This window comes from Clostridium estertheticum, from assembly GCF_018861295.1.
In the GTDB taxonomy this organism is placed as follows: domain Bacteria; phylum Bacillota; class Clostridia; order Clostridiales; family Clostridiaceae; genus Clostridium_AD; species Clostridium_AD estertheticum_D.
Genome location: NZ_JAHLDM010000008.1, coordinates 1 through 24,644, shown reverse-complemented (window position 1 = coordinate 24,644; position 24,644 = coordinate 1). Strand labels below are relative to the sequence as shown.

The following is a 24,644-nucleotide window of genomic DNA, read 5'->3' as shown; positions in this document are numbered from 1 at the left end:
TTTTAACTTGAAAATTAAAAGAGGAGAAAAAAGAATGAATTTATCATTTAAAATTGCTGTACGATTTTTAAAGTCTAGTAAGGGACAAACATTTCTAATAGTTATAGGTATAGCTATTGGTGTTTCAGTGCAAATTTTTATTGGTTCGCTTATACAAGGATTACAAAAGAGTCTAATAGATAAAACTATAGGAAATTCTTCTCAAATAACCATATCATCTAATAAAGATGATAAAACCATAGAAAATTGGGAACAAAAGATAACTAAAGTAAAAGAGACGGATAGTAGAATAGAAAAAGTATCACCTGCTGTTGATTCACCTGCATTTATCAAATATAGTGATAAAACTGATCCAATAATTATAAGGGGTTTAAATTTAACCGATGATAAGGACTTGTATAACATAAAATCTAAAATATATAAGGGTAATATTCCAAAGAACCCATATGAGGTACTAATAGGAAAAAACTTACAAGAAGAGTTAAATTTAAAAATAAAAGATAAAATTTCTTTAGTTACTTCAGAGGGGATTACTAAAGAAGCTGTAGTAACTGGTTTTTATGATTTAAAAGTAGCAAATATAAATAAATCATGGGTTCTAACAAGCATTAAAACTTCACAGGAGTTATTTGGTTTTGAAAATAAGATAACTTCTATAGAAATGCAGTTGAATTCAAAAGATGTTTTTAAGGCCGATGAAATTGCAATAAAAATAAAAGCAAAATTGTCTGATAAAAATATAGGAGTTGAAAATTGGAAAGACCAAAATGAAGAATTACTTGGTGGACTTAATGGGCAAAGCGTCTCTAGCTTAATGATACAGGTGTTTGTACTTATCTCTGTAACTCTTGGAATAGCAAGTGTACTCGCAGTGACAGTTGTTCAGAAATCTAAACAAATTGGAATTCTTAAAGCTATAGGAATAAAAGATAGAGATGCTAGTAAAATTTTCTTGTTTGAAGGGGTTTTACTAGGAGTAGCTGGGGCGATACTCGGAATAACACTCGGGATTACGCTTATGGTAGGATTTACGAGTTTTGCCTTGAATCCTGATGGGACACCAATAATAGCGCTTTATTTAGATTATAAGTTTATTGCAATATCAGGGGTGATAGCAGTGCTTTCAGCATCGATAGCTGCTTTTATACCAGCAAGAAACTCATCAAAATTAGAACCAATTGAGGTGATTAAGAATGGCTAATATTATTACATTAAAAAATGTAAATAAAATTTATGGGTCAACTGTTAAGACTCAAGTTTTGTTTGATGCAAACTTAAGTTTTGAAGAAGGGTCTTTTAATTCAATTATAGGGCAATCAGGAAGTGGTAAAACTACTCTATTAAATATTATAGGTACATTAGATAAACCAACTAGCGGAGAGGTTTATATAAATAACCAAAGAACAGATAGCATGAATAAAAATGCTTTAGCTGCGCTTCGAAATAAGACTATGGGATTTATCTTTCAATTTCATTATTTGTTACCAGAATTTACTGCCATAGAGAATGTGCTTATACCATATATGATGAATAATCCAAAGCCACCAAAAGAAATTATAGAGAGAGCCAAGGAACTTATGGATATGGTTGGAATTTATAAAGTGAAGGATAATTTAGCATCAAATATGTCTGGGGGACAACAGCAAAGAACTGCTATTGCTAGAGCTTTAATTAATAACCCTAAAATAATACTTGCAGATGAGCCGACAGGAAACCTAGATTCCGAGTCAACGGAGAACATTTATAATATACTTAAAGATATTAACCAAAAATTTAAGACTACTTTTATAATTATTACACATGACCTAAGGATAGCACAAAAAACTGATAGAATAATTGAAATAAAAGATGGAAGAATTAATATGGACAATAAATCTTAGAACTTATTTTATTATATAAAATGGCTGTTAAAATAATACTAGTTATTCCAAAAAAATCTTTTGTTTTAAAGTACAAATCCCGGTAGAATGATAATTTATTCTACTGGGATTTGCATTAGACATAGCATATTTTGATTTTAAGGTATCTTAAAATCATTTTTATAAAATGTATCTTAAAATCATTTTTATAAAATGCTTTTTATTATAATTAATGTCTGTTATAATTAAATGGTTTGTATAAAAAAACAATAAAAATAATTTTGAAATAGAAAGGTAAATAAAAATGATAAAGTTTAAAAAATTAGGGCTTAATGATGATATTTTAAGTGCGATAAAAATTCAAGGAATAACTGAGCCAACTCCTATTCAAGAGAAGAGTATTCAATTAATAAAGGATGGCAAGGATGTTATAGCAGAAGCTCAAACAGGAACGGGAAAGACACTTGCATTTTTGCTGCCAATGTTTGATAATATGTCAGCGGATATTGATACAATACAAGGATTAATAGTTACACCTACAAGGGAACTTGCTATTCAGATAACTGAGGAAGCGAAGAAAATTGCAGGAGCTAAAAATTTAAATATTTTAGCAGCTTATGGTGGTAAGGATATTGGTGCGCAACTCAAAAAATTAAAGGGAAATATTCATCTTGTCATTGCAACACCAGGAAGGTTACTTGATCACCTTAGACGTGGTACTGTGAATCTTGATAAACTTAAGACAGTAGTGTTAGATGAGGCAGATCAGATGCTTCTTATGGGGTTTAAAAATGACATTGAGAACATTTTAATGGAGACACCTAAAAATAGGCAGACTTTATGTTTTTCAGCAACTATGAGCTCAGATGTTAAAAAAATGGCATATAAGTATATGAATGATCCTATAGAAGTAATTATTAAAAAAGAAGAGGCGACGCTTAAGAATATTAAGCAATTTTTAATAGAGACTACTGACAGAAAAAAACAAGAAGATTTATGTAAGGTAATAGACGAGGATAATCCTTTTATGGCTATCATATTCTGTAGAACGAAAAGAAGAGTTGATGATCTTGAGGTAGCACTTTATAAAAAAGGGTATAATTGCAAGAAGCTTCATTCTGATATAACACAAGCAAAGAGAGAAAAAATAATGAGAGACTTTAAAAAATGCGATATACAATATTTGATTGCCACAGATGTTGCGGCTAGAGGCCTTGATATAAACGGAGTAGATCATGTGTATAATTACGATATGCCAGAAACTGCTGAGAGTTATATTCACCGTATTGGTAGAACTGGTAGAGCTGGCGAGGATGGATATACATATTTATTTTCAGCACCAAAGGACAAATTTCTTTTAGATGCAATAGAAAGAAAATTAAAAAGTCCAATTCCTAGAAAAATATTGTAGTAGATAATTAAAAAGTAAATGATATAATAAAGCACTTAAAGCCAATTTAATAATTTAGCTTTAAGTGCTTTATTTAAGTTATAACTTTTAATTTTATTATACGATTTTTGCTTACATCTTGTACAATAAATTTTGTATCATTATAATTTATTGTTTCACCTGTGTTTGGAAGCCGGCCAAGTAATCCAGTAACAAAACCTCCTATTGAGTCAAAATCATCAGATTCAATCCTTAATCCTATCATTTCATTAACCATACTTATTTTAGTATCACCAGCTACAATAAATTCATCTTCTTTGATAACTTGTATTTTGTCTATATCATCGTCATATTCATCATCTATATCTCCAACAATTTCTTCTACCAAATCTTCAAATGTAACAAGTCCAGCAGTACCACCATATTCATCGAGTATAATTGATATAGGAATTCGTTTTAAACGCATGTCTGCAAATAAATCAGCAGTACTTTTGAATTCATAGGTAAAGTAGGGTGTGCGCATATGTTTCTCTATTTTAAATTCTTCTTTCCCATCTTCAAAGAAAATCAAATCCTTAATATATAAAACTCCAATAACATTATCAACAGTATCTTCATATATAGGAAGTCTTGAGAATTGTTCTTTTCTGAAAACATTTATAAGTTCTGCATAAGTTGAGTTAGAGCTCGCCACAATCATATCGGTTCGCGGAGTCATAACATCTTTTGCTTGTGAATCTCTAAAGTCGAATACGTTATAAATCATTTGTTTTTCTTCGCCTTCAAGCATGCCTTCTTCATGACTTACGCTAACCATAGTTTTTAACTCTTCTTCGGTAATAAAGGGCCTACTTTTGTTAACCTCGCCACCGAGCATTTTGATTATTGTATTTGTTATATAAATTAAGACTGTAATAAGTGGATTTAAAATGAAAGTAATTAGACTTAACGGTTTAGCAATTTTTAAAGCGATTTTTTCAGAGTTTTGTGCAGCCAATGACTTTGGTGTTATTTCTGCAAAAATTAATACAAGAATTGTCATTGTAAAAGTTGCAATAGCAACTCCAGAGTCTTCAAAATATGTAATTGCGAGCGATGTTGCTAGTGCAGAAGCTCCAATATTTGCTATGTTATTTCCTACTAGAATACCACCTAAAAGTTTACTTGGGTTTTGAAGCAATTTATTAATAATGTTAGCGCCTTTGATTTTTGATTCTACCATATTCCTTAACCTTATTTTACTTAAGGTCATTAATGCAGTTTCAGAAGCAGAGAAAAAGGCTGAACATAATAATAAAATTATTAAACATATAATTTGCCATGTACCATCGGGGAACATAATATATTTCACTCTCCTTAAAATTTAGCATAAGAAAATCACATTATAAAGTAAAGAAAATAAAAAAAGGTTATGTTTTCTATGTATCAATATGCTATCATATCATTATACTATATATTAATGTAATAAACATAAAAGTAATGGCAAATTATCTTCTAATAAGTAGTTAATATATATACAAATATAGATTACAAACAAAGGTATACTTTTGGGAACTAAAGTTCTTAAAAGTATCTACTTGCAAAAAATGAGTTTACAGTCTAGAATGATATAAGAATATACTAAGATGACAACATTTATGGTTTACACTAAGTGGAAAGGTTGAGATTATGATTTTTAAAAGACTTACGATTGAAGATAAGAAAATATTTGAAAAATATATTTATCCATACAAATTTTTGAGCTGTGAATATTCTTTTACAACTTTATATATATGGAGAGAGGCTTGCGATATTTGTTTTACTGTTTACAAAGATGCTTTAATAATAAAAAAAATGGATTTTGAGGGAAGATACTATTTTATGCAACCTTTGGGATATAACAAAGAGAATCTTAAAGAGTTAATAGATGCGCTAATGGATTATAAAAAAGAAAACAATATGGAATTTGTATTTAAAGATCTTGATGAAAGTTTTATGGAAGAGATAAAAGATATATATGGGGATGCACGGGGTATCTGTATTAAAGAGGATAGAGATAACTTTGATTATTTATATGAAGCAGAAAAACTTACAAAACTTTCTGGTAAGAAACTTCACGGAAAAAAAAATCATTACAATTCGTTTATAAAAAATTATAATTATGAAGTTAAAGATATTGAAGAGGCGCAGGTAATAAAAGATGTTGTCGTGGCTGCGGAAAAATGGTATGAGGCGAATAACAATGATCGTATGCTTAATTTTGAACTTCAAGGAATAAAAGATATTCTAGAAAACATTGAAATTGTAAACACAAAGGGTATAGCTGTTTATGTAGATGAGAAAATTGTAGCTTTTAGTTTAGGAGAAAAATTGAATGATGATCTAGCTGTAATTCACATAGAAAAAGCAGATACTAGTTATAGTGGTGTGTACAGCTTTATTAACAAGGCATTTGTTGATAGAAGTTTTAGTGATGTAAAAATAATAAATAGAGAACAGGACCTTGGAATTGAAGGTCTTAGAAAATCTAAATTATCATATCATCCATTTAAATTAGAAAAAAAATATATTCTTAGTTCTAGTAATATTTTATAGATTTAAAGAGAGTAATTAATAAATGATTTAAAAAAATAGACTAGCGCTTAGCTAGTCTATTTTTTTGAAGAAGTCTTATGTTTATAATTAAAATAAAGTGAAGGAAAGGTGAAATAATGAAAAATTTGTTGATGGGAAAAAAAGTGAATCTTACGTCTATAAACGAAGAAGACATGCCAGAAATTCAAAAATGGCACAATGATGTATCATTCATGCGTAATTATGATGTAGTAAGTGCAACTCCTAAAAATTTTGAAGAAGTACTCGAGACAATTAATGATGTAAGGAAAAGTAATACAGCTTATACTTTTGCTGTTAAAATACTTGAAAAGCAAAAAATCATTGGAGTTACAGGATTTGAAAATATATCTTGGAATAATGGTACTGCTTTAATATACATAGGACTTGGTGAAAGTGGAAATAGGGGACAGGGGTATGGAAAGGAAGCTCTTAAATTAACTATAGAGTTTGGGTTTGAGGAATTAAATTTTCACCGAATATATCTTACGGTGCTTGAATATAATGAACCTGCAATAAAATTATATGAGAAATTAGGATTTAAAAGAGAAGGGGTTTATAGGGAGTTTATTCACAGAGATGGTAGGCGATATGATATGTATTTATATGGGCTATTAAGACCTGAGTGGGAAGAGAACTCAAGGGAAGAGTAGATATAAAAAAACACAGTAGAGAAGATAATACGAGAATGTGAGAATATTTGCATAGGAGGTATTGAAATGAATAAATTCGAAGATGATTTTATACTTGGAACGGCTACGGCAGCATACCAAATAGAAGGAGGAGTTAATGAAGGTGGAAGAATGCCATCGATTTGGGATACCTTTTCAAAGAAAGAAGAGAATGTTTTTATGGGTAATACTGGAGATGTAGCTTGTGACCATTACCATAGGGTTAAGGAAGATGTGAAGATTTTAGATAATATAGGAGTAGATTCATATAGATTTTCTATTTCTTGGTCTAGAATATTTCCATGTAAGGATGAGATTAACCACGAAGGAGTAAAATTTTATAAAAATTTAATCCGGGAATTAAAAGATAAAAAAATTACTCCGGCAATTACATTATATCATTGGGATTTACCACAATGGGCTCAGGATTTAGGGGGGTGGGAAAATAGGGAGTGCATATATTGGTTTGAGGATTATTGCACAAAAATATTTGAGGAATTTGGACAAGATGTATCTATGTGGATAACACATAATGAACCCTTTTGTGCATCTATACTTGGAAACTATTTAGGAATACATGCACCGGGAAATAAAGATTTAAAAAAGGCATTAATAGTTGCGCATCATTTATTACTATCTCATGGCATTGTAGTAAGGGCATTTGAAAAGTTTAAATTTGAAAATAGTAGCATAGGAATCACTTTGAATTTATCACCAACATATGCAGTATCAAAGAAGAAGGAAGATGTAATAGCTGCAAAAATTAGTGATGGATACAATAATAGATGGTTTTTAGATCCATTACTTAAGGGTCATTACCCAAAAGACATGGTTGATTTATATGAGAGAGAGGTTGGAACACTAGATTTCATTTTAGAGGGAGATTTAAATATTATATCTACTGATATGGATTTTTTAGGAATAAATTATTATACTAGAAGTATAGTGGAATATGATGAACATTCGCAGTTGAAATTTCGAGGAGTAGATGGTGAAAAAGAAAAAACTTCGATGGGATGGGAGAATAGCCCAGAGTCAATGCATGATTTACTTACAAGAATTAAGCAAGAATATACAAAATTGCCACTCTACATTACTGAAAATGGTGCTGCATATGATGATGTAGTAACAGGAGATAATAAGATTCACGATATAGATAGAATAAATTTTATTAAAGCACATCTTAAAGTTATGCAAGAATTTATTAAGGAAGGTGGAAACCTAAAAGGTTATTATTTATGGTCTTTCATGGATAATTTTGAATGGTCATATGGATATTCAAAACGTTTTGGAATGGTGTACGTAAATTATAATACGCAGGAAAGAATCATGAAAGATAGTTCAATTTGGTATAAAAAATTTATTAAGGCCCGTAGTTTAGAAGTTTAGTCTATAATAATTAAGACAGGCGAACATGCCTGTCTTAATTATTATGAAAATTATTTTCTCTTTTTTATTTCTTCCTCAGGAATATTGCTATTAACATTGACCATGTTAGGTATAATAGGTATATTTATCAAACTACTATTTATAGGAAAATTTGAAAAATTACTACCATCTAATTGATTGTTCAATTTTTCTTTGTTTTTATTATTATTTTTACTCATAATTACCACCTTTCAAATTAAAAACTATATTTAACGTATGTTACATATAGTTTACCCACTTTAGTACAAAATATAAATATTTTATAATTAATTACAGTTAGATTTCAGCTCTCTTTCTTGATTATTTGTCTTAAATAATTTATTATAGGTAAGGTGAAAGTCATGTAAAAAATTTATATATTTTGATACACTATTTTGACATGGTATTTGCTATATAAATATATATAAGACAAAGTATTAAATACTTGAATTGGAGGGCTAATTGATGATAGCTATAATACTCGCAACCCATGGTAAGGTTTCAGAAGAAATATTAAAATTAACAGAATCGATTTTAGGAAAGCAAAGAAACGTTGCTACAATAACTTACTTGCCAGGAGAAGGCGCAGATGACTTGATGAAAAAGTATGAGGATGTTATAAAGTCTTTGCAGTGTGAAGCAGGTGTTCTTTTTATGGTGGATTTGTTTGGTGGCAGCCCTTTCAATGCAGCTAGTAGGATAGCGGGAAAAGAAGAAAAGATGGATATTATAACTGGAATAAATATTCCTATGTTACTTGGGGTATTTTCAGCTAGAGAAGATTCGACTGTAGATGAACTTGCTGCAATAGCGATAAGTACTGGTCAGCTCGGAATAAAATCGTTAAGAGAAGTTTTGAAGAATAGCAAACAGAGTGAATAATTCAAAATTTTATATAAGGTGTTTAAATTTGGGTACAAATATTCAGGTTTTGATGGTAAAATGGTATTTGTCTTCTATTATTGCTTAGATTAAATATTGAGGATAATTATCATATTAAGGGAAGTGACATAAGGAATGAAATCTAAAAACAGAGGTATAGTAATTGCATTAATGGTGGCGATGTTTCTTGCAGCTGTAGAGGGTACAGTTGTAACTACTGCAATACCAACTATAGTAAAAGATTTAAATGGGTTTGAACTTATAAGCTGGGTTTTTTCTGCTTATTTATTGACATCTGCAATTTCTACACCGATATATGGAAAATTATCTGATTTGTATGGAAGAAAAAATGTTCTATCGATTGGAATTGCAATTTTTATAGTCGGAAGCTGTCTTTGTGGAATATCACAAAGTATGTATCAGCTTATAGCGTCTCGCGGCGTTCAAGGACTGGGAGCAGGAGCGATATTTACTATTACTTATACTATAGTTGGTGATATTTTCACTGCTAAAGAAAGTACAAGGATTCAAGGAGGGATAAGTACGGTATGGGGAATAGCAAGTTTAGCTGGACCTTTTTTAGGAGGGTTTTTGATAGAAAATATTTCTTGGAATTGGATCTTTTTTATAAACTTACCTTTTGGGATAATATCTATAGTTCTTTTGCAAAAGAATTTAATTGAAACTGTTGAAAGGAAGAAACACAAAATAGATTATGTAGGTACATTATTATTTTCATTCGCAATTATAACTTTTTTACTTGGGAGTTTATCTGGTGGTAAAATGAAAACAGTAATAGCAATAGCTGTTACAATTGTGTTGTTAGTTTTATTCTATTATGCGGAAAAAAAGGCGGAAGAACCTATTATACCTTTTGATATTTTTACAAAGACTAGCAATATAGTAAATGCTATAAGTTTTTTAGCATCAGGTATTTTAATAGGCGCTGAGGTTTATATGCCTTTATATATGCAAAATGTTTTGGGATTTGGACCTACAATCTCTGGAATATCTATGGCTCCGATGTCTATATCATGGCTCTTGTCATCATTTGTTTTGAGCAAAGCTATTCCTAAATATGGCAAGAAAATAGTGGTTGGGACGGCTAATATTATTTTGCTTATTAGTTGTGTGTTTTTATCTACTTTAAGTATTGAATCTCCATTGCAATTAGTTGTAGTTTATGGTTTTATCATGGGGTTTGGTTTTGGAGGAGCGTTTACTACATTAACAATAGTGGTACAGGAGTCTGTAGGATATAATAAAAGAGGGGCAGCGACAGCAGTAAATTCGCTAGTGCGAACATTAGGACAAACTATTGCAGTAAGCGTTTTTGGAACCATATTAAATATGTATATAGTTAAATATTTTAATAATCTAGGCATAAGTGGTATAAAGCCAAGCAATTTATATTCTAGTTCAATTTCGAGTAACAGTCTAAGTATGCTTCAAGTAAAGTTATCTTTAAATTCAGGGCTTCATGAGGTATTTGTAGCAATGATCATAATCGCGATAGTGTCACTTGCGCTTTCTTTTATGTTTGATACAAAATCAAAAAATAAATTATGTAAGTTATAAGATAACTAATAAGACACTTGCGAGGTGATTTACTTTGCAAGTGTCTTATTATACTTAGTGTATTTATTCGTTTTTAACTTGTTTATTCATGAAATTTTCTAGTAGAGTCTTAATTAATGCAATAGCTGGAACACCAAGTAACATTCCTATAATTCCGAATAACCCTCCGCCAAGAACTATTCCAAGGATTATAAGTAGAGGACTAAGACCGACCTTATCACCAATGATTTTTGGTGAAATGAACCAACCATCGATATTACTAAGGGTTACAATAAATAATATTATTTCTACAGATTTAACTGGATTAAAGAATAGTGTTATTATAACAGCAGGAGCCATTCCTATAATGTTTCCAAAGTATGGAATCATATTTGTTATTCCAATTACTAAGCTAAAAGGCAAAGCATAAGGTATACCTAATATAATAAGTCCAATAAATGATATAATCCCAAAAATAATAGAGTCAATTGTTTTACCAACGAAATACTTTTTAAATATAGTATTAACTATTTTTAAAAAATCAATTATGGTAATAGCAATATGTTCACTTGAAATAGAATAAATAAATTTTTGAAGATATAAAATAATAGATTCTTTATCTATTAGAAAATAAACGGATATTACTATACCAGACACTAATTTCATAAATAAAGAACTTAAACCCACTAGGTTATCAAGAACAAGTTGTAAACCCGGGGCAAAATATTTTGATATATCATTATTAAAAGTATTAAGGTACTTATTCAAGTAAGATGTAATATCAAATTTGTTTAATAACTCATTTTGAGATATAAAAAGAGTAGACCATTTATATGATTTATCTGCAAATTTAGGGATATTATTAAATAAATCTACGGCACTGCTAATAATATTCGGGGCAAGTAGAGTTGTTACCAAAATTATAATGCCTACTAATAATGTATAAATTATTCCTATACTATAGAGTCTTTTTATCTTCACTTTTTTCTCAAGGTACACCATAAGTGGATTGAGTAGATAAGCGATAACGAACCCCCAGATAAAATAACTCAATAATGAAAAAATTTTATGAAGTATTGAACCTACATTTTCAATGTTATTTACTATTCTGTAAAGAAGAAAAGTAATTATAATTATGGGGACAAACTCTATATAAGGTATTTTTTTATATTTAATCACTGCAATCCCTCCAATCAATATTTATATATACAAGTATAACAGTAAACAATGAACATATGGATATATTATGTGTTTTAACAATTGAAACTAAGAAGTTAACTTATTTAATTATACCCATTTTAAATTGATTTATTAAGAAAATTAGTTTATAATGACACTAAAAAAGATGTCAGAGGGACGGACAACTTCTGTTGCTAATATATGATATAATGTGCTATAATATAATTATGTTTTAATTACTAATGTTACCTTTTGGGTAGTGATGCTGGTTTTTTTTATTTATTTGTATAAATGATATGTACAATATAGAAATTCAACAAATGTATTTACGAAGGCAGCAGAGTATTTATGTTGTCTTTTAATGTTTACAATTACATATATTAAATTTTTAGGTACTGTTAATTAAAAAAATCACGTCATTTTAAAGTTTAACACAAATACTATTGGAAATTATTATTGGTAACATATGTATATAAAATAATAAACAGAAAGGCTTTATAAGCCAAGAGGAGCGAATTATTATGGAACAGGTTATTTTGAATGCACTTGAAAGAACTACAAGCAATAAAAAATTTAATGAAGATGGTTTTATAGCAGGAGTAATGTATGGAGATGGTTCTACAGAAGCAACTTCTGTAAAATTTGAATTAGTACCATTAAGAAAAATTCTTGTAAAACATGGTTCTAATGCAAAAGTTGTAGTTAAATACGGAGAAGAAGAAAAAACTGGATTTATAAAAGAAATTCAAAGACATCCAGTAACTGCTAAAATCACACACATAGACGTGCAACTTGTATCTAAAGATCATCAAATTAAATTACAATTGCCTATTTCTTATAAGGGTGAAGAGAATTTAATCTCACAACGTCTTCAATTACAAGTTCAAAAACCAGAAATAGATGTTTTTGGTAAGATGGCTATAATGCCAGATTCATTAAGTGTTGATGTATCACAAATGGCACTTGGAGATTCAATTACAATAAAGAATTTTGATTTAAATAAAGAAATAAAAGTTACTGATAAAGAAGATGAAGTTTACGCATCTATAACACAAATGAAGGAAGAGGTTGAAGAAGAAGTTGAAGAAGTAGTTGCAACTCCTGAAGCAGCAGCTGCAGAACCAGAAGTTAAGGCATAATAAAATAGAGATAATTTAATAATAAAAGGATGAACCATAAAAAGTTCATCCTTTTATGTTATTGTGGATAAATTTAAGGTAAAACAAAAGAAAATTTTTAAGAGAAGTGATAGGTAGGAGGCAAAAGAATGGCAAATATATTGAGATATTCAAAAAAACAATTAGATAGAACACTAAAAGAATTTGGAAAGAAAGAAAATGTAGGATCAAATGACACAGCCGAGTGGATAAGACTAATTAATGATTTTATATATGAATTTGAACTTAAATCTGAGGTTCATGAAGAAGGTAAACTTTCAATAACAACTAATAAAGAAGAACAAATTGTTATTGAAAAAATGATGTATGCACTAGAAGGTACAAAAATTTCGTTGACTTACATTTTCGATGGTAATATTACTTACATAGAAGAATAAATTTTTTGAGAAAAAAAGTAAGGGAAGCCAAAATAAATTTGACTCCCCTAAAAGTGGTGAATATTATTTATATTTATTTTAAACATATTTCAATAACTAATAAAGAAAATAATTTATTAGTTACTAGTTCCTTTATTTGAAACTGATTGAGCGTTTAGTTTTTTTGTTTCTTCTAAAACAGAATCACTAGTGCTACTAGACATATTAGATGCATCTGACATGTTAGACATACCTGACATACTAGAACTTGAAGCACCACTGGTGCCTTTATTTGATGCTGATTGAGCATTTAGTTTTTTTGTTTCTTCTAAAGCCGAATCATTAGTGCTGCTAGACATATTAGAAGCACCTGACATGTTAGACATACCTGACATACTAGAATTTGAGGCACTGCTAGTGCCCTTGTTAGAAGCTGATTGATTATTTAATTGTATTGTCTCTTGTAAATTGGCATCACTAGTACTGTTAGTCATACCAGAATTTGATGAAGCATTTGAACCTCCGTTTGTAGCTGATTGATTATTTAATTTTTTAGTCTCTTCTAAACTATATTTATTCATAAAAATCTCCTTTCAAATATAAAAATTACACTGTACATATTCAGTGCATTATATAGATTACCCACTTTTTTATAAAATATAGTAGGAATTATTTACAAAAATTATGTATATTTTTCTTAATATGAATAAAAAACACATTAGTGTAATAAAATGAATTTTTGATTTATTATTATAAAAATTTAGTACATTAGTCGTATATAATATTATAAACAGCAAAAAAAGGTAAAAAAACAAAGAAAAATTGTGAAAATTATAACTAATATTGCAAAAGCTATAATAATAAGTTATACTTTAATTAATGATATATGATATTTGGCAGAGATAATGAGCCGCGTTATTATAAAGTATTATGCTTTATTTTGGCGTTTTTTTTGTGTATTAATTTGTAAACGATTCAATAAAACTAATAAAAAAAGGAGTTTTGCTAACATGGCTAAATATATAATGGCACTTGATCAAGGAACAACAAGTTCAAGATGTATTCTATTCAATGAAAAGGGGCTTATTGTAACGTCGGCTCAAAAGGAATTTACTCAGATATTTCCAAAAGCAGCTTGGGTAGAACATGATCCAATGGAAATATGGTCAAGTCAAATTAGTGTTGCAACTGAGGCAATGGCTAAAGTTAATGCGAGTGCCGCAGACATTGCAGCAATAGGTATTACAAATCAAAGAGAAACTACTGTAGTTTGGGATAAGAGGACAGGAGTTCCAGTATATAATGCGATTGTATGGCAATGTAGAAGGACAGCTCAGTATTGTGATGAATTAACGGAAAAAGGCTTTGATAAAGTAGTTAGAGCTAAAACTGGATTAATTTTGGATGCATATTTTTCTGGAACAAAAATTAAATGGATATTAGACAATGTGGAAGGTGCTAGAGAGGAAGCCGAAGCTGGTAATTTATTATTTGGTAACATAGATACATGGTTAATTTGGAATTTAACTGGAGGAAAAACATATGTAACAGATTATTCCAACGCATCAAGAACAATGCTATTTAACATTCATGAATTAAAGTGGGATGATGAATTACTAGAAACATTAAACATACCAAAATCAATGCTTCCAGAAGTTAAACCATCTAGTTATGTTTATGGACATACGGATAGTTCATTGTTTGGTGGCGAAATTCCTATAGCTGGAGCTGCTGGCGACCAACAAGCAGCACTGTTCGGACAAACCTGTTATAATTCAGGAACAGCTAAAAATACATATGGTACTGGATGCTTTATGCTTATGAATACTGGAGATAAAGCAATTGAATCTAAACAAGGATTACTTACAACTATTGCTTGGGGAATAGATGGAAAAGTAGAGTATGCACTTGAAGGTAGTGTATTTATAGCAGGAGCAGCTATACAATGGTTAAGAGATGAACTTCAAATGATTGATAATGCTTCTGATTGCGAAGAATATGCAATGTCCGTAGAGGATACAAATGGAGTATATGTAGTCCCAGCTTTTGTTGGACTTGGGGCACCATACTGGGATCCTTATGCAAGAGGAACAATTGTAGGACTTACAAGAGGATCAAAAAAGGCACATTTAATAAGAGCAACTCTTGAAGCACTTGCATACCAAACCCATGATGTTTTAAAAGCTATGCAACAAGATTCTGGAATTAGACTCACTGAACTTAAAGTTGATGGAGGAGCTTGCAATAACAATTTCTTAATGCAGTTTCAATCAGATATTTTAAATGTTCAAGTAGATAGACCAGAAGTTACTGAAACTACAGCACTTGGTGCAGCTTATCTTGCTGGGCTTGCAGTAGGATATTGGAAAAACAAGGAAGAAGTTGCGAAGCATTGGGCAATTTCAAGAAGTTTTAAACCTAGTATGACAGAGGAACATAGGAAAGAATTACTTCATGGATGGCATATAGCTGTTAAGAGATCAGGCATAAGACTAGAATAGAAATTTAATTGTTTATAACAATTTGTTATGTTATTATTAGATGTATGAAATAAAAAAGAATAAAATAGCACAGGGGAGTTGGATATGCCAACTGAGAACAAGAACTGTAATTCTTTGACCCTATGACCTGAACTGGATAATGCCAGCGTAGGAAGTTGTTTATTGGTGTATTATATATGAATTATTATATATCACGTTAATTTAACACAAATCCTTTGGATTTGTGTTTTTTTAGTTATGCAGCACACTAATTACGCTAGTTTATTTAGAGTTTATTCCTTTATAATTATATAAGAGAAGGGAGTGGCAATGCATGAAGACTAAAAAGTTAACTATTTCATCACTTTTAATAGCTATTGGTGTAATAGCTGGTAATATCATATTTATACCGGTGGGAGTAGCAAAATGCTTTCCAGTGCAGGCTACAATTAATGTTATATCAGCTGTATTATTAGGCCCTGGATATGGCGTAGCAATAGCATTTTGTATATCTTTACTAAGAAATATTTTAGGAACAGGTTCACTTTTGGCATTCCCTGGAAGTATCATCGGAGTACTTTTAGCTGGAATATTATATAAGAAAACTAAAATGAATCTACTTGCAGTAGGCGGAGAGATATTTGGAACAGGAATTATTGGGGGATTATTAGCATTTCCTATTGCTAATATTATAATGGGCAAAAAAGTGGGTGCATTATTCTTTGTAGCACCATTTTTAATAAGTACTATTGGAGGAAGTCTAATTGCATTATTTATTCTTAGAGTAATAGATTTAAAAAAAATTGTTAATTTAAATAAAGAAGTTAAAGGATAAAATAGGAGGAAAATAATATGAAAAAAGTTTTAACTATAGCAGGCTCTGACAGCTGCGGAGGTGCAGGAGTGCAGGCAGATATAAAAAGCTTAAGCGCAAATGGCGTATATGCAATGAGTGTCATTACAGCCATAACGGCGCAGAATACTATGGGTGTTTTTGAAGTTCTGGATCTAGATGCAGAAATCATTAAGGCACAAATTGATGCTATTTTTACAGATATAATTGTAGATGCAGTTAAAATTGGTATGGTATCTAAAATTTCTACGATTGATGGGATAAGTGAAAGGCTTGAATTATACAAGCCTAAAAATATAGTACTTGATCCTGTAATGATATCAAAGAGTGGTTATTCACTACTAAAAGCAGAGTCAAAATCAGCTTTAATAAAAAAACTTATACCACTCGCATCGCTTATTACACCTAATGTACCAGAAGCTCAAGAAATACTTCGTGAGGTAAATTTAGATTTTCCAGACATAGAAACTATAGAAGATATGGAAAAGGCAGCTAAGGAAATGTATAAGCTGGGATGCAAAAATATACTTTTAAAAGGTGGACATATGAAGGGAGAAGCTGTAGATGTATTTTATGATGGAGAAGAAATTACCCGTTTTACGTCTGAAAGAATAAACACAAAAAATACTCATGGCACGGGATGTACCTTATCATCGGCTATTGCTGCAAATTTGGCACTGGGTTTTAGCATGAAGGAATCAATAAAAAAATCAAAACAATATATAACAACTGCTATAGAACACTCTTTGGATATTGGACATGGAGTTGGACCAACAAACCATTTCTATGAACTATATAAAAAAGCGGGGATGGCAAATGATTAAGGATAAAGAGAAATTAGGATTTTGGACCTTTGTATTTTTGTGGTTTGGAGCTGCAGTATCTATTGCTGAAATAATGACAGGTGGATTAATTGCACCTTTAGGATTTAAAGTTGGAATAATAGTAATACTTCTAGGTCACTTGATTGGAACAGGAATATTAATACTAGGTGGAATCATCGGATCTCGTGAAAAAGTGCCAGCAATGATTTCAACTAATATTTCTTTTGGAGTATATAGTACCTATTTATTTTCAATTTTAAATATACTTCAGCTAATAGGTTGGACTGCAATTATGATTAAGGTAGCAGCGAGATCTGTAAACTTAATATCACAAAGCTTATGGGACGTAAATAATGTTTTAGTATTTATACTTCTTATAGGTGTACTTACAATATTGTGGCTCTATTTTGGAAATGCAGGCATGAAAAAATTGAATATTACAGCGGTATCATTACTTTTTATACTTACATTGGTGCTTGGATCAATAATATTTAAAGATAAAACACTCCTAACAAAAGCAGCTACTGGTGGAATTTCTTTTGGAGGGGCATTAGAACTTAGTATAGTTATGCCCCTTTCATGGCTACCTTTAATTGCAGATTACACTAGATTTGCAAGGAGTGAAAAGGGAGGAGCCTATGGAAGTTTTATAGGTTATTTTCTTGGAAGTTCATGGATGTTTATTATAGGTCTTGGGGCTGCTATTGTTTCAAATAATTCAGATCCTTCGGTTATGATGCTTGCAGCTAATTTAGGAATAGCGGCTCTTGGAATAGTAGTGTTATCCACAGTAACTACTACATTCTTAGATGTGTACTCGGCAGGAGTTTCATTTCTAAACATAGTGCCAAAGCTTGGTGAAAAAAAGATTGGTATCATTATGACGGTTATTGGAACAATTATGGCAATTATAATTCCTATGGAAAACTATGAAAACTTTTTATACGCTATAGGGTCAGTATTTGCACCATTATTTGCAGTTTTAATTACAGATTATTTTATAATAAAGAAAAACACAAAAGTGAAATCTGATGTACTTATAAATTGGGGAGCAATTTTTGTGTGGATTATAGGAATAATGCTTTATTATTGGTTTATAAAACTTGATTTTGTACTAGGAGCTACAATGCCTGATATGGTTATTACAGGATTTATATATTTAATAAGTTGGAGGATGATGTCAAAATGGAAATTAACAATAAAATAATTAAATTGTTAAATGATTTACGAGAAAAAACGCCTTTGGTTCACCAAATAACAAATAATGTTACTGTTAATGATTGTGCTAATATTACACTAGCTATTGGTGGTTCTCCTGTTATGGCAGATGATATTAATGAAGTCCTCGAGATGGTGTCACTTTCATCTTCACTTGTTATAAATATAGGAACGCTAAATAGTAGAAGTGTAGAGTCTATGATAAAGGCAGGAAAAAGGGCAAATGAGTTAAAGATACCTGTTATCCTAGATCCTGTTGGAGCAGGGGCAACATCTTATAGAACAGAAGTCTGTAAAAGGATTATAAGTGAGGTCAAATTAGCAGTAATAAGAGGGAATTTGTCTGAAATAAAAACAATATACGGTATTGATACTGTTACAAGAGGTGTGGATGCTTCTGAGAGATTTGATGTAAGCAGCGATGAATTTACAAAAACGAAAGAAATGGCAAGAAAATTTGCTGTTAAATTTGTAACAGTTGTAGCTATAACAGGCGAGGTAGACATTATAACAGATGGTAAAACTCTTTACACCATATCAAATGGTCATAAAATGATGTCTAGGGTTACAGGTACTGGGTGTATGTGCACTGCAGTCATTGGTTGTTATTTAGGGGCAGGAGAAAACAATTTAATAGCTGCCCTTGCAGGAGTCGTTTCAATGGGAATAGCAGGTGAAACAGCATACGAAAGGTTAGATAAAAAGATCGAAGGTTCAGGAACTTTTAGGGTGAAAATGATAGATGCTATGTACAATTTAAAAGGGACTGAAATAAATAAAAGGAGCAAGATAAATGAAGAATAAAATAAATTACAGTCTTTATCTTCTTACAGATAGAAAAATGCTTGTGGATACAGATATATATACTGCAGTAGAAGAGTCAATAAAAGGTGGAGCTACATTAGTTCAACTTAGAGAAAAAGACATAAGCACTTTAGAATTTTATAATATTGCATCAAAGGTTAAAAAAGTTACTGACAAATATAATGTACCACTGATTATAAATGATAGGATAGATATTGCTTTATCTATAAATGCTGCAGGGGTTCATTTGGGTCAAAGCGATATGCCAGCAAGCATTGCACGAGGTATAATAGGAAATGATAAGATAATTGGAATTTCTACATCAACAGTTGAAGAAGCGAGAGAGGCAGAAAAAGAAGGAGCAGATTATGTTGGTGTTGGTGCAATGTTTCCTACAACTACTAAAGATGATGCAAGTGCTGTTTCTGTGTCATGCTTAAAAGAAATAAAAGATAATATATCAATTCCTGTAGTTGCTATCGGTGGAATTACGCAGAAAAACATTGATTTATTAAAGGGGGCAAATATTGATGGAGTAGCTGTAATTTCAGATATTCTTGCGAAAAAATGTATAAAAGAAGCAACAGAGAAATTAGTATCAGCAATGAAATAAAGAAAATTAAATAAAGGATCAAAATATATGAAGCCTAATATGATAAATAATCTATTAGGCTTTTATATATTCTTTAATTTTACTTAATGCATAATCAATTGCTGAATCCAAATTATTATTATTTTTTCCACCACCTTGTGCAGAAAATTCACTTCCACCACCCTTACCATCTATAAGAGTTATTGCATCCTTTAAAAGAAAATCCATTCTTATAATTTTTAAGTCTTTTGAACACATGAACAAGAGGTTTGCTTTATCTTGAAGTTTTACCCCAAATAAAACTATAACTTTGGGTGAGGTTACTAATTTTGTCGCTAACATGGTAGCATATTTGAGGTCCATTTTATCATAAATAAATTTAAGTACCCTAACATCATCTATTTTTTCAGCTTCTTTTAACATGTTTTGAACTTCATATGTAGCAACTTTTGAACTTAGTGCTCTGTTCTTAGTAAGCGTCTTATTAAGCTCATCAGTAAGATTCTCAACTTTAGATATAAGTGTGGCATTATTGCAGGATAAGAGTTTAGACATTTTTTCAATAGCTTCAAATTTTGAAATATAATCAGAAACCGCTCTTTGTCCACATATAAATTCAATTCTTACCCCAGTTTTATATTTTTCAAAATTTATAATTTTAATTAATTGAACCTCAATAGTGGAATTTGGATATATATCTTGGGATGGAAAAATATCAATATCACCAATTTTCACAATCCTAATTTTTTCGCCGGATTTTATTGGAATCTTTTTTAGTGATAATTTTTTTAGTTCTGAGTTTGTTAAATATAGGGCTTCTACTTTGATATTTTCATTAATTATATCGTTAGCCTTTTTCTCACAAGCTTTAATTTCTTGGGCACGAATACCTTTATCAAGATCAATAGTTGAAGAAGTTAAACCAAGGTTAAAACCAATAGTAGGTAGATTAAATAAATTAGAAATACATGAGGAGAGTATATGCTGGCCTAAATGTTGCTGCATATAATCATATCGCAAATCAAAGTTTATATTACATTTAACCTTATGAATTTTCAAAGGCTTAATTTCTAATACGTGATATATTTTATTGTTTTCTTCGTATACGCAGGTGACTAAAGATCCATTTATATGTCCTGTATCACTTGGCTGGTTAGCGCTTTTGGGGTAGAAATACGTTTCATTTAATTCAACATGATATTTGTTTTCTTTTTTTATTATATCTATTATTTCAGCTGTAAATTCTGTTTTATATTGATCTTCATAGTATAATTTTTCCAAATTTGAGCATCTCCTTTTCTCAGCTATATAACGCTTTAATCTATATTGTAACATGACCAATTGTAACATAAAAATAATATGCTATACAAAATTAAGAATTATATTTAAATAGGCAATTAATAATAAATAATTACAAATTGGAAAAAATATATGAATTTATTAATTTTTGTTAGTTATAATTTGATTATTATTGGTGATTGGCATATCATATATATTGGAGTAATATAATTATAGAACGTAAGGAGAAGTTTATGAAAAACAAAAAAATATTTTTAGCTAATAGCTTATTATTATTGGCATTATTATTATTTATCCAAGTTCCAGTTTGGGCGATTAAAATATTTGGATTAGTTCGTCCTATAAGCGAAAATGTTTCATTACTTCTTTCAGGTAGTGCTAGTGTTGTAGTTCTTGGAGGAATTGCTTTATTATACTGTTTAATTACTAAAAGAAAATTTAAAAATGTAATGGTAATAAAGAAAATATCTATAAAGCAGATCTATCTAACTATATTTGTAGCATTTGGTACTTATATTTTTGCTATGGGTATTAATTCTATAAGTTTTAAGTTATTTCCAGTTATTATAAAAGATAGTACACAAATATCAAATCTATTAAGTGGTAGTACAACGTTACTCGGATTATTAGTTGTGGTTTTACTTCCAGCATTTTTTGAGGAAATATTCTTTCGAGGAATTTTTTTAGATGCTTATGATGGGGTAAATAAAAAAATAAAATATTTTATAATAACATCAATATTCGCAGCTTTCCATGGTAATATAATGCAAATTATTTACGTGATGTTTTTAGGATTTATTTTATTAATGGTTAGGGAGTATACAGGATCAATAGTTGGTAGTATGACACTTCATGCAGCGAATAACGCAATATCATTTATTTTAAGTAAGGTATTAATGAATTATATGAATAATGGGATTGAGAGTAGCGCTTTAAAATCAGCACAGGAAGCTAATATTAGCATTGCTTCAGTATTGATTCAAGCCACAATATTCTTTTTAGTTGGAGGCGCTATAATATATACAAACCTAAGAAAACTTAAAGAGTATAAGGAGAGTGAAGGAAGAGCTAAAGTGATTAATCAAGAAGAGAATAATGAGTATTTGAAATACGCAGCACGCGATGAAGAATATATGGTAATAGGTGGAGAAACAAGCAGTGGAAAAGTCGTAAGATTAACAGTATATATACCACTAGCTATATACTTTGTTTCTATAGCAGTGATTGTTGTAAGTAAATATTAAATGATTAAGAAAGGGGATAATATGAAATATAAAGATTTACCAAAAATTGATTTGCATTGTCATTTAGATGGCAGTGTTAGGCCGGAAACAATAATTGACATAGCAAGAAGAGAGGAAATAAAAATTCCGTATTATGATGTTTATAATATCACAAAAGAATTGATTGCTCCTGAGGAATGCAAGTCCCTCGATGAATATTTAAAAAGATTTGTAATTCCTAATTTAGTAATGCAATCAAAAGAAAGTTTGAGGAGAATTACATTTGAACTTCTTGAAGATTGTGCTAAAGAAAATGTAAAATATATCGAAGTTAGGTTTGCACCATTACTTCATGTAAATAATGGATTAAATATAAGTGATGTAATAGAGAGTGTAATATCTGGAATTAAAGACGCAGAAGAGAGATATGATATAAAAGGAAATGTAATACTTTGTTGCATGAGATTTATGTCTGCAGATAAAGCAGTTGAAGTTGTGGAAGCTGGTGCAAAATATATATCCAAAGGTGTAGTTGCTATAGATTTGTGTGGAGCTGAAGACTATGAATTTTGCAAAAAATTCATAGAGCCTGTAGCACTAGCTAGAAAATATGGGTATAGAATAACTATTCATGCAGGTGAAACAGGAATAGGTAAAAATGTACTTGAAGCAGTGGAACTTTTGGGAGCGGAAAGAATTGGCCATGGGGTATTTATTAAAGATTGTATTGAGGCTTACAATATTGTAAAAGATAAAGAAATAACTCTTGAAATGTGTCCAACAAGTAATATTCAAACTAAGGCAGTTGATGTGATAAGTAGCCACCCAATTTATAATTTTTATAATGATGGAATAAAAGTAACGGTAAATACTGACAATAGGACTGTATCAAACACAAACATGACTAAGGAATGCGAAGTTTTATTTAATGAATTTAATATTACTTTTAATGATTATAAACAAATATACCTTAATAGTGTAAATGCAGCTTTTGTTGACTTAGAAACAAAGGAAGTCTTAAGAAGTTATATTTAACGACATTTCAGAAGGAAAATCTCACATTTCTATAAGTTGAAATTAATTACCTTATCAGAAATAAAATTTAAGTTGGAATATAAATATCCTTCTGAAGTCGTTAATGCATCTCCGAAGGAGATGATTTAAGTATGAAAAATGGAGGATAAAAAATGCTTGCGAAACTAAAGAAAATACAGTATAATTCGCCGGTTATATTAACTTTTACGGGTCTAGCACTTGCTAGTTATTTATTAAGTTATTTAACAAATGGAATGCTTAATAAAGTAATATTTTCAAATTACAGAACTTCTTTTCTGGATCCAATGCAATATATAAGATTATTTTCTTATATATTGGGTCATGCTAATTGGGATCACTTTTCTGGTAATTTTATAATAATCCTAATAATAGGACCAATGCTCGAAGAAAAGTATGGTTCGAGAGTTTTAGTACAGTTAATACTCGTAACAGCTTTAGTTACAGGTTTAATAAATACGATTTTCTCAAATGATGCACTTCTAGGGGCGAGTGGTATTGTTTATATGTTTATTATATTAAGCTCATTTACAAATGCACAGAAGGGGAAAATTCCATTAACTTTAATTATTGTGTTTTTTGTATTCATTGGTAGAGAGATTTTTGCAGGAGCTTTTTCTCAGGATAATATATCTCAATTTGCACATATTATAGGCGGAATATGTGGAGCGCTATTTGCATTTAAAATTGAGCATAAAAAACATGTGTAAAATAAAGAGAATAATTTAGTTCATTAGATATTATCTATAATTATAGATAATATCTAATGATGTTTTTTGAAAAGAATTTTATCTTTATTTGCAAAAGAAGACTCCGTTCTCTGTAGACGGAGATGAATTTTGTTGCTAACTTATTTTTATATAACTTAATATTATAGACGCTATTACGGCATAATATATATTAGAGATTATAAAAAAAGGTGGTGAATATTTTGAGAATAGAAACTAATTCTTCTACAAGAATATATAAAGATAAGCTCAGCTTTGAAAATCTCAACAATCTATCGAATATACTGTATGTTGGTAATGAAGCTAAAATTAAAGCTTATTCAATTCTTGTTTACAATCATGAGAAAGGTCTTTCCCAGAGTATTCATTTAACTATTAAAAATATGTTTAATCTTAATACTTATTATGCAAACTATGCTGCTCGCGAAGCTAAATGGAATAAATCTTCTAATGTTGAATTAAACAAAATGTACATAGATGATTTAAAGCAGAACATTAA

25 protein-coding genes and 1 riboswitch are annotated in these 24,644 nt (G+C 30.1%); of the genes, 20 read left to right on the top strand and 5 right to left on the bottom strand.

Annotation, left to right across the window (positions count from 1 at the left end):
- The first annotated feature begins 34 nt into the window (after window positions 1-34).
- From KPL54_RS09850 to KPL54_RS09840, 3 genes are all read left to right on the top strand, one after another.
- Window positions 35-1,201 carry an ABC transporter permease gene (locus tag KPL54_RS09850; RefSeq protein WP_216106415.1) on the top strand — a complete coding sequence of 389 codons (1,167 nt, stop codon included), beginning with the start codon at window positions 35-37 and terminating at the stop codon, window positions 1,199-1,201.
- The gene (locus KPL54_RS09845; RefSeq protein ID WP_216106414.1) at window positions 1,194-1,880 is read left to right on the top strand and encodes an ABC transporter ATP-binding protein; all 687 of its coding nucleotides are present in this window, start codon (window positions 1,194-1,196) and stop codon (window positions 1,878-1,880) included. Before KPL54_RS09850 ends, KPL54_RS09845 begins: the two co-directional genes overlap by 8 nt.
- A 283-nt stretch (window positions 1,881-2,163) precedes the next feature.
- A complete protein-coding gene (locus KPL54_RS09840) occupies window positions 2,164-3,270 on the top strand; it encodes a DEAD/DEAH box helicase (protein WP_216106413.1) in 1,107 nt (368 codons plus the stop codon).
- 73 nt (window positions 3,271-3,343) lie between these two features.
- Here KPL54_RS09840 and KPL54_RS09835 read toward each other — a convergent pair whose 3' ends face one another.
- Window positions 3,344-4,588: a hemolysin family protein gene (locus tag KPL54_RS09835; RefSeq protein WP_216106527.1), complete on the bottom strand. Its 1,245-nt coding sequence runs from the start codon at window positions 4,586-4,588 to the stop codon at window positions 3,344-3,346.
- A 326-nt stretch (window positions 4,589-4,914) separates the two neighbouring features.
- Here KPL54_RS09835 and KPL54_RS09830 point away from each other — a divergent pair, with 326 nt between their 5' ends.
- The 3 genes from KPL54_RS09830 to KPL54_RS09820 all read left to right on the top strand — a co-directional run bounded on the left by KPL54_RS09830 (window position 4,915) and on the right by KPL54_RS09820 (window position 7,901).
- Window positions 4,915-5,823 (top strand): DUF2156 domain-containing protein, encoded by a 909-nt coding sequence (locus KPL54_RS09830; protein ID WP_216106526.1) that lies wholly within the window; start codon window positions 4,915-4,917, stop codon window positions 5,821-5,823.
- A gap of 116 nt (window positions 5,824-5,939) precedes the next feature.
- Complete coding sequence (locus tag KPL54_RS09825) at window positions 5,940-6,494, top strand: GNAT family N-acetyltransferase (protein WP_216106412.1); 555 nt, start codon at window positions 5,940-5,942, stop codon at window positions 6,492-6,494.
- A gap of 66 nt (window positions 6,495-6,560) precedes the next feature.
- Window positions 6,561-7,901: a GH1 family beta-glucosidase gene (locus KPL54_RS09820; protein ID WP_216106411.1), complete on the top strand. Its 1,341-nt coding sequence runs from the start codon at window positions 6,561-6,563 to the stop codon at window positions 7,899-7,901.
- 50 nt (window positions 7,902-7,951) lie between these two features.
- Here the strand turns inward: KPL54_RS09820 and KPL54_RS09815 are convergent, their stop codons facing one another.
- The gene (locus tag KPL54_RS09815) at window positions 7,952-8,119 is read right to left on the bottom strand and encodes a hypothetical protein (RefSeq protein WP_216106410.1); all 168 of its coding nucleotides are present in this window, start codon (window positions 8,117-8,119) and stop codon (window positions 7,952-7,954) included.
- 265 nt (window positions 8,120-8,384) lie between these two features.
- Between KPL54_RS09815 and KPL54_RS09810 the strand changes: the two genes are divergently transcribed.
- A complete protein-coding gene (locus KPL54_RS09810) occupies window positions 8,385-8,801 on the top strand; it encodes a mannose/fructose/sorbose PTS transporter subunit IIA (RefSeq protein WP_216106409.1) in 417 nt (138 codons plus the stop codon).
- A gap of 135 nt (window positions 8,802-8,936) precedes the next feature.
- Window positions 8,937-10,379, top strand: a complete 1,443-nt coding sequence (locus KPL54_RS09805; RefSeq protein WP_216106408.1) for an MDR family MFS transporter — start codon at window positions 8,937-8,939, stop codon at window positions 10,377-10,379.
- A 63-nt stretch (window positions 10,380-10,442) separates the two neighbouring features.
- On the opposite strand, the gene KPL54_RS09800 is transcribed toward KPL54_RS09805, so the two are convergent.
- On the bottom strand, window positions 10,443-11,537 hold the full coding sequence (locus KPL54_RS09800) for an AI-2E family transporter (protein WP_216106407.1): 1,095 nt from the start codon (window positions 11,535-11,537) through the stop codon (window positions 10,443-10,445).
- Between the two features lie 521 nt (window positions 11,538-12,058).
- Here KPL54_RS09800 and KPL54_RS09795 point away from each other — a divergent pair.
- Both KPL54_RS09795 and KPL54_RS09790 read left to right on the top strand, forming a co-directional pair.
- The gene (locus KPL54_RS09795) at window positions 12,059-12,676 is read left to right on the top strand and encodes a 50S ribosomal protein L25 (protein WP_216106406.1); all 618 of its coding nucleotides are present in this window, start codon (window positions 12,059-12,061) and stop codon (window positions 12,674-12,676) included.
- 128 nt (window positions 12,677-12,804) lie between these two features.
- Entirely contained in the window at window positions 12,805-13,092 is a 288-nt protein-coding gene (locus KPL54_RS09790; protein WP_216106405.1) for a hypothetical protein, read from the top strand.
- Window positions 13,093-13,208: 116 nt separating this feature from the next.
- Here KPL54_RS09790 and KPL54_RS09785 read toward each other — a convergent pair whose 3' ends face one another.
- On the bottom strand, window positions 13,209-13,652 hold the full coding sequence (locus tag KPL54_RS09785; RefSeq protein WP_216106404.1) for a hypothetical protein: 444 nt from the start codon (window positions 13,650-13,652) through the stop codon (window positions 13,209-13,211).
- A gap of 429 nt (window positions 13,653-14,081) precedes the next feature.
- On the opposite strand from KPL54_RS09785, the gene glpK reads away from it, so the two are divergent.
- The 6 genes from glpK to thiE all read left to right on the top strand — a co-directional run bounded on the left by glpK (window position 14,082) and on the right by thiE (window position 19,863).
- Window positions 14,082-15,572 (top strand): glycerol kinase GlpK, encoded by a 1,491-nt coding sequence (glpK, locus tag KPL54_RS09780; RefSeq protein WP_216106403.1) that lies wholly within the window; start codon window positions 14,082-14,084, stop codon window positions 15,570-15,572.
- A 61-nt stretch (window positions 15,573-15,633) separates the two neighbouring features.
- Window positions 15,634-15,744: riboswitch (TPP riboswitch) on the top strand.
- Between the two features lie 141 nt (window positions 15,745-15,885).
- Window positions 15,886-16,386: an energy coupling factor transporter S component ThiW gene (thiW, locus tag KPL54_RS09775; RefSeq protein ID WP_216106402.1), complete on the top strand. Its 501-nt coding sequence runs from the start codon at window positions 15,886-15,888 to the stop codon at window positions 16,384-16,386.
- A 17-nt stretch (window positions 16,387-16,403) separates the two neighbouring features.
- Window positions 16,404-17,228 (top strand): bifunctional hydroxymethylpyrimidine kinase/phosphomethylpyrimidine kinase, encoded by an 825-nt coding sequence (thiD, locus tag KPL54_RS09770; RefSeq protein ID WP_216106401.1) that lies wholly within the window; start codon window positions 16,404-16,406, stop codon window positions 17,226-17,228.
- Window positions 17,221-18,435 carry a putative hydroxymethylpyrimidine transporter CytX gene (gene cytX, locus KPL54_RS09765; protein WP_216106400.1) on the top strand — a complete coding sequence of 405 codons (1,215 nt, stop codon included), beginning with the start codon at window positions 17,221-17,223 and terminating at the stop codon, window positions 18,433-18,435. The genes thiD and cytX overlap by 8 nt, the downstream gene beginning before the upstream one ends.
- A complete protein-coding gene (gene thiM / locus KPL54_RS09760; RefSeq protein WP_216106399.1) occupies window positions 18,414-19,250 on the top strand; it encodes a hydroxyethylthiazole kinase in 837 nt (278 codons plus the stop codon). Before cytX ends, thiM begins: the two co-directional genes overlap by 22 nt.
- Window positions 19,240-19,863 carry a thiamine phosphate synthase gene (gene thiE, locus KPL54_RS09755; protein WP_216106398.1) on the top strand — a complete coding sequence of 208 codons (624 nt, stop codon included), beginning with the start codon at window positions 19,240-19,242 and terminating at the stop codon, window positions 19,861-19,863. Before thiM ends, thiE begins: the two co-directional genes overlap by 11 nt.
- Before the next feature lie 54 nt (window positions 19,864-19,917).
- Here the strand turns inward: thiE and KPL54_RS09750 are convergent, their stop codons facing one another.
- Entirely contained in the window at window positions 19,918-21,123 is a 1,206-nt protein-coding gene (locus KPL54_RS09750; RefSeq protein WP_216106397.1) for an alanyl-tRNA editing protein, read from the bottom strand.
- Window positions 21,124-21,374: 251 nt separating this feature from the next.
- On the opposite strand from KPL54_RS09750, the gene KPL54_RS09745 reads away from it, so the two are divergent.
- The 4 genes from KPL54_RS09745 to KPL54_RS09730 form a co-directional block, all read left to right on the top strand.
- Complete coding sequence (locus tag KPL54_RS09745; RefSeq protein WP_216106396.1) at window positions 21,375-22,385, top strand: CPBP family intramembrane glutamic endopeptidase; 1,011 nt, start codon at window positions 21,375-21,377, stop codon at window positions 22,383-22,385.
- 21 nt (window positions 22,386-22,406) lie between these two features.
- Window positions 22,407-23,399, top strand: a complete 993-nt coding sequence (gene add / locus KPL54_RS09740) for an adenosine deaminase (RefSeq protein ID WP_216106395.1) — start codon at window positions 22,407-22,409, stop codon at window positions 23,397-23,399.
- A gap of 152 nt (window positions 23,400-23,551) precedes the next feature.
- A complete protein-coding gene (locus KPL54_RS09735) occupies window positions 23,552-24,127 on the top strand; it encodes a rhomboid family intramembrane serine protease (RefSeq protein ID WP_216106394.1) in 576 nt (191 codons plus the stop codon).
- A 221-nt stretch (window positions 24,128-24,348) separates the two neighbouring features.
- Window positions 24,349-24,644, top strand: a 296-nt coding sequence (locus tag KPL54_RS09730) for a hypothetical protein (RefSeq protein ID WP_216106393.1), incomplete at its 3' end; no start/stop codon positions are given.

What these genes read in the sequence shown, in the direction of transcription:
- KPL54_RS09850 (WP_216106415.1), top strand. Translation starts at nt 35, where the DNA reads ATGAATTTATCATTTAAAATTGCTGTACGATTTTTAAAGTCTAGTAAG.
- KPL54_RS09845 (WP_216106414.1), top strand. Translation starts at nt 1,194, where the DNA reads ATGGCTAATATTATTACATTAAAAAATGTAAATAAAATTTATGGGTCA.
- KPL54_RS09840 (WP_216106413.1), top strand. Translation starts at nt 2,164, where the DNA reads ATGATAAAGTTTAAAAAATTAGGGCTTAATGATGATATTTTAAGTGCG.
- KPL54_RS09835 (WP_216106527.1), bottom strand. Translation starts at nt 4,588, where the DNA reads ATGTTCCCCGATGGTACATGGCAAATTATATGTTTAATAATTTTATTA.
- KPL54_RS09825 (WP_216106412.1), top strand. Translation starts at nt 5,940, where the DNA reads ATGAAAAATTTGTTGATGGGAAAAAAAGTGAATCTTACGTCTATAAAC.
- KPL54_RS09820 (WP_216106411.1), top strand. Translation starts at nt 6,561, where the DNA reads ATGAATAAATTCGAAGATGATTTTATACTTGGAACGGCTACGGCAGCA.
- KPL54_RS09815 (WP_216106410.1), bottom strand. Translation starts at nt 8,119, where the DNA reads ATGAGTAAAAATAATAATAAAAACAAAGAAAAATTGAACAATCAATTA.
- KPL54_RS09810 (WP_216106409.1), top strand. Translation starts at nt 8,385, where the DNA reads ATGATAGCTATAATACTCGCAACCCATGGTAAGGTTTCAGAAGAAATA.
- KPL54_RS09805 (WP_216106408.1), top strand. Translation starts at nt 8,937, where the DNA reads ATGAAATCTAAAAACAGAGGTATAGTAATTGCATTAATGGTGGCGATG.
- KPL54_RS09795 (WP_216106406.1), top strand. Translation starts at nt 12,059, where the DNA reads ATGGAACAGGTTATTTTGAATGCACTTGAAAGAACTACAAGCAATAAA.
- KPL54_RS09790 (WP_216106405.1), top strand. Translation starts at nt 12,805, where the DNA reads ATGGCAAATATATTGAGATATTCAAAAAAACAATTAGATAGAACACTA.
- KPL54_RS09785 (WP_216106404.1), bottom strand. Translation starts at nt 13,652, where the DNA reads ATGAATAAATATAGTTTAGAAGAGACTAAAAAATTAAATAATCAATCA.
- glpK (WP_216106403.1), top strand. Translation starts at nt 14,082, where the DNA reads ATGGCTAAATATATAATGGCACTTGATCAAGGAACAACAAGTTCAAGA.
- thiW (WP_216106402.1), top strand. Translation starts at nt 15,886, where the DNA reads ATGAAGACTAAAAAGTTAACTATTTCATCACTTTTAATAGCTATTGGT.
- thiD (WP_216106401.1), top strand. Translation starts at nt 16,404, where the DNA reads ATGAAAAAAGTTTTAACTATAGCAGGCTCTGACAGCTGCGGAGGTGCA.
- cytX (WP_216106400.1), top strand. Translation starts at nt 17,221, where the DNA reads ATGATTAAGGATAAAGAGAAATTAGGATTTTGGACCTTTGTATTTTTG.
- thiM (WP_216106399.1), top strand. Translation starts at nt 18,414, where the DNA reads ATGGAAATTAACAATAAAATAATTAAATTGTTAAATGATTTACGAGAA.
- thiE (WP_216106398.1), top strand. Translation starts at nt 19,240, where the DNA reads ATGAAGAATAAAATAAATTACAGTCTTTATCTTCTTACAGATAGAAAA.
- KPL54_RS09745 (WP_216106396.1), top strand. Translation starts at nt 21,375, where the DNA reads ATGAAAAACAAAAAAATATTTTTAGCTAATAGCTTATTATTATTGGCA.
- add (WP_216106395.1), top strand. Translation starts at nt 22,407, where the DNA reads ATGAAATATAAAGATTTACCAAAAATTGATTTGCATTGTCATTTAGAT.
- KPL54_RS09735 (WP_216106394.1), top strand. Translation starts at nt 23,552, where the DNA reads ATGCTTGCGAAACTAAAGAAAATACAGTATAATTCGCCGGTTATATTA.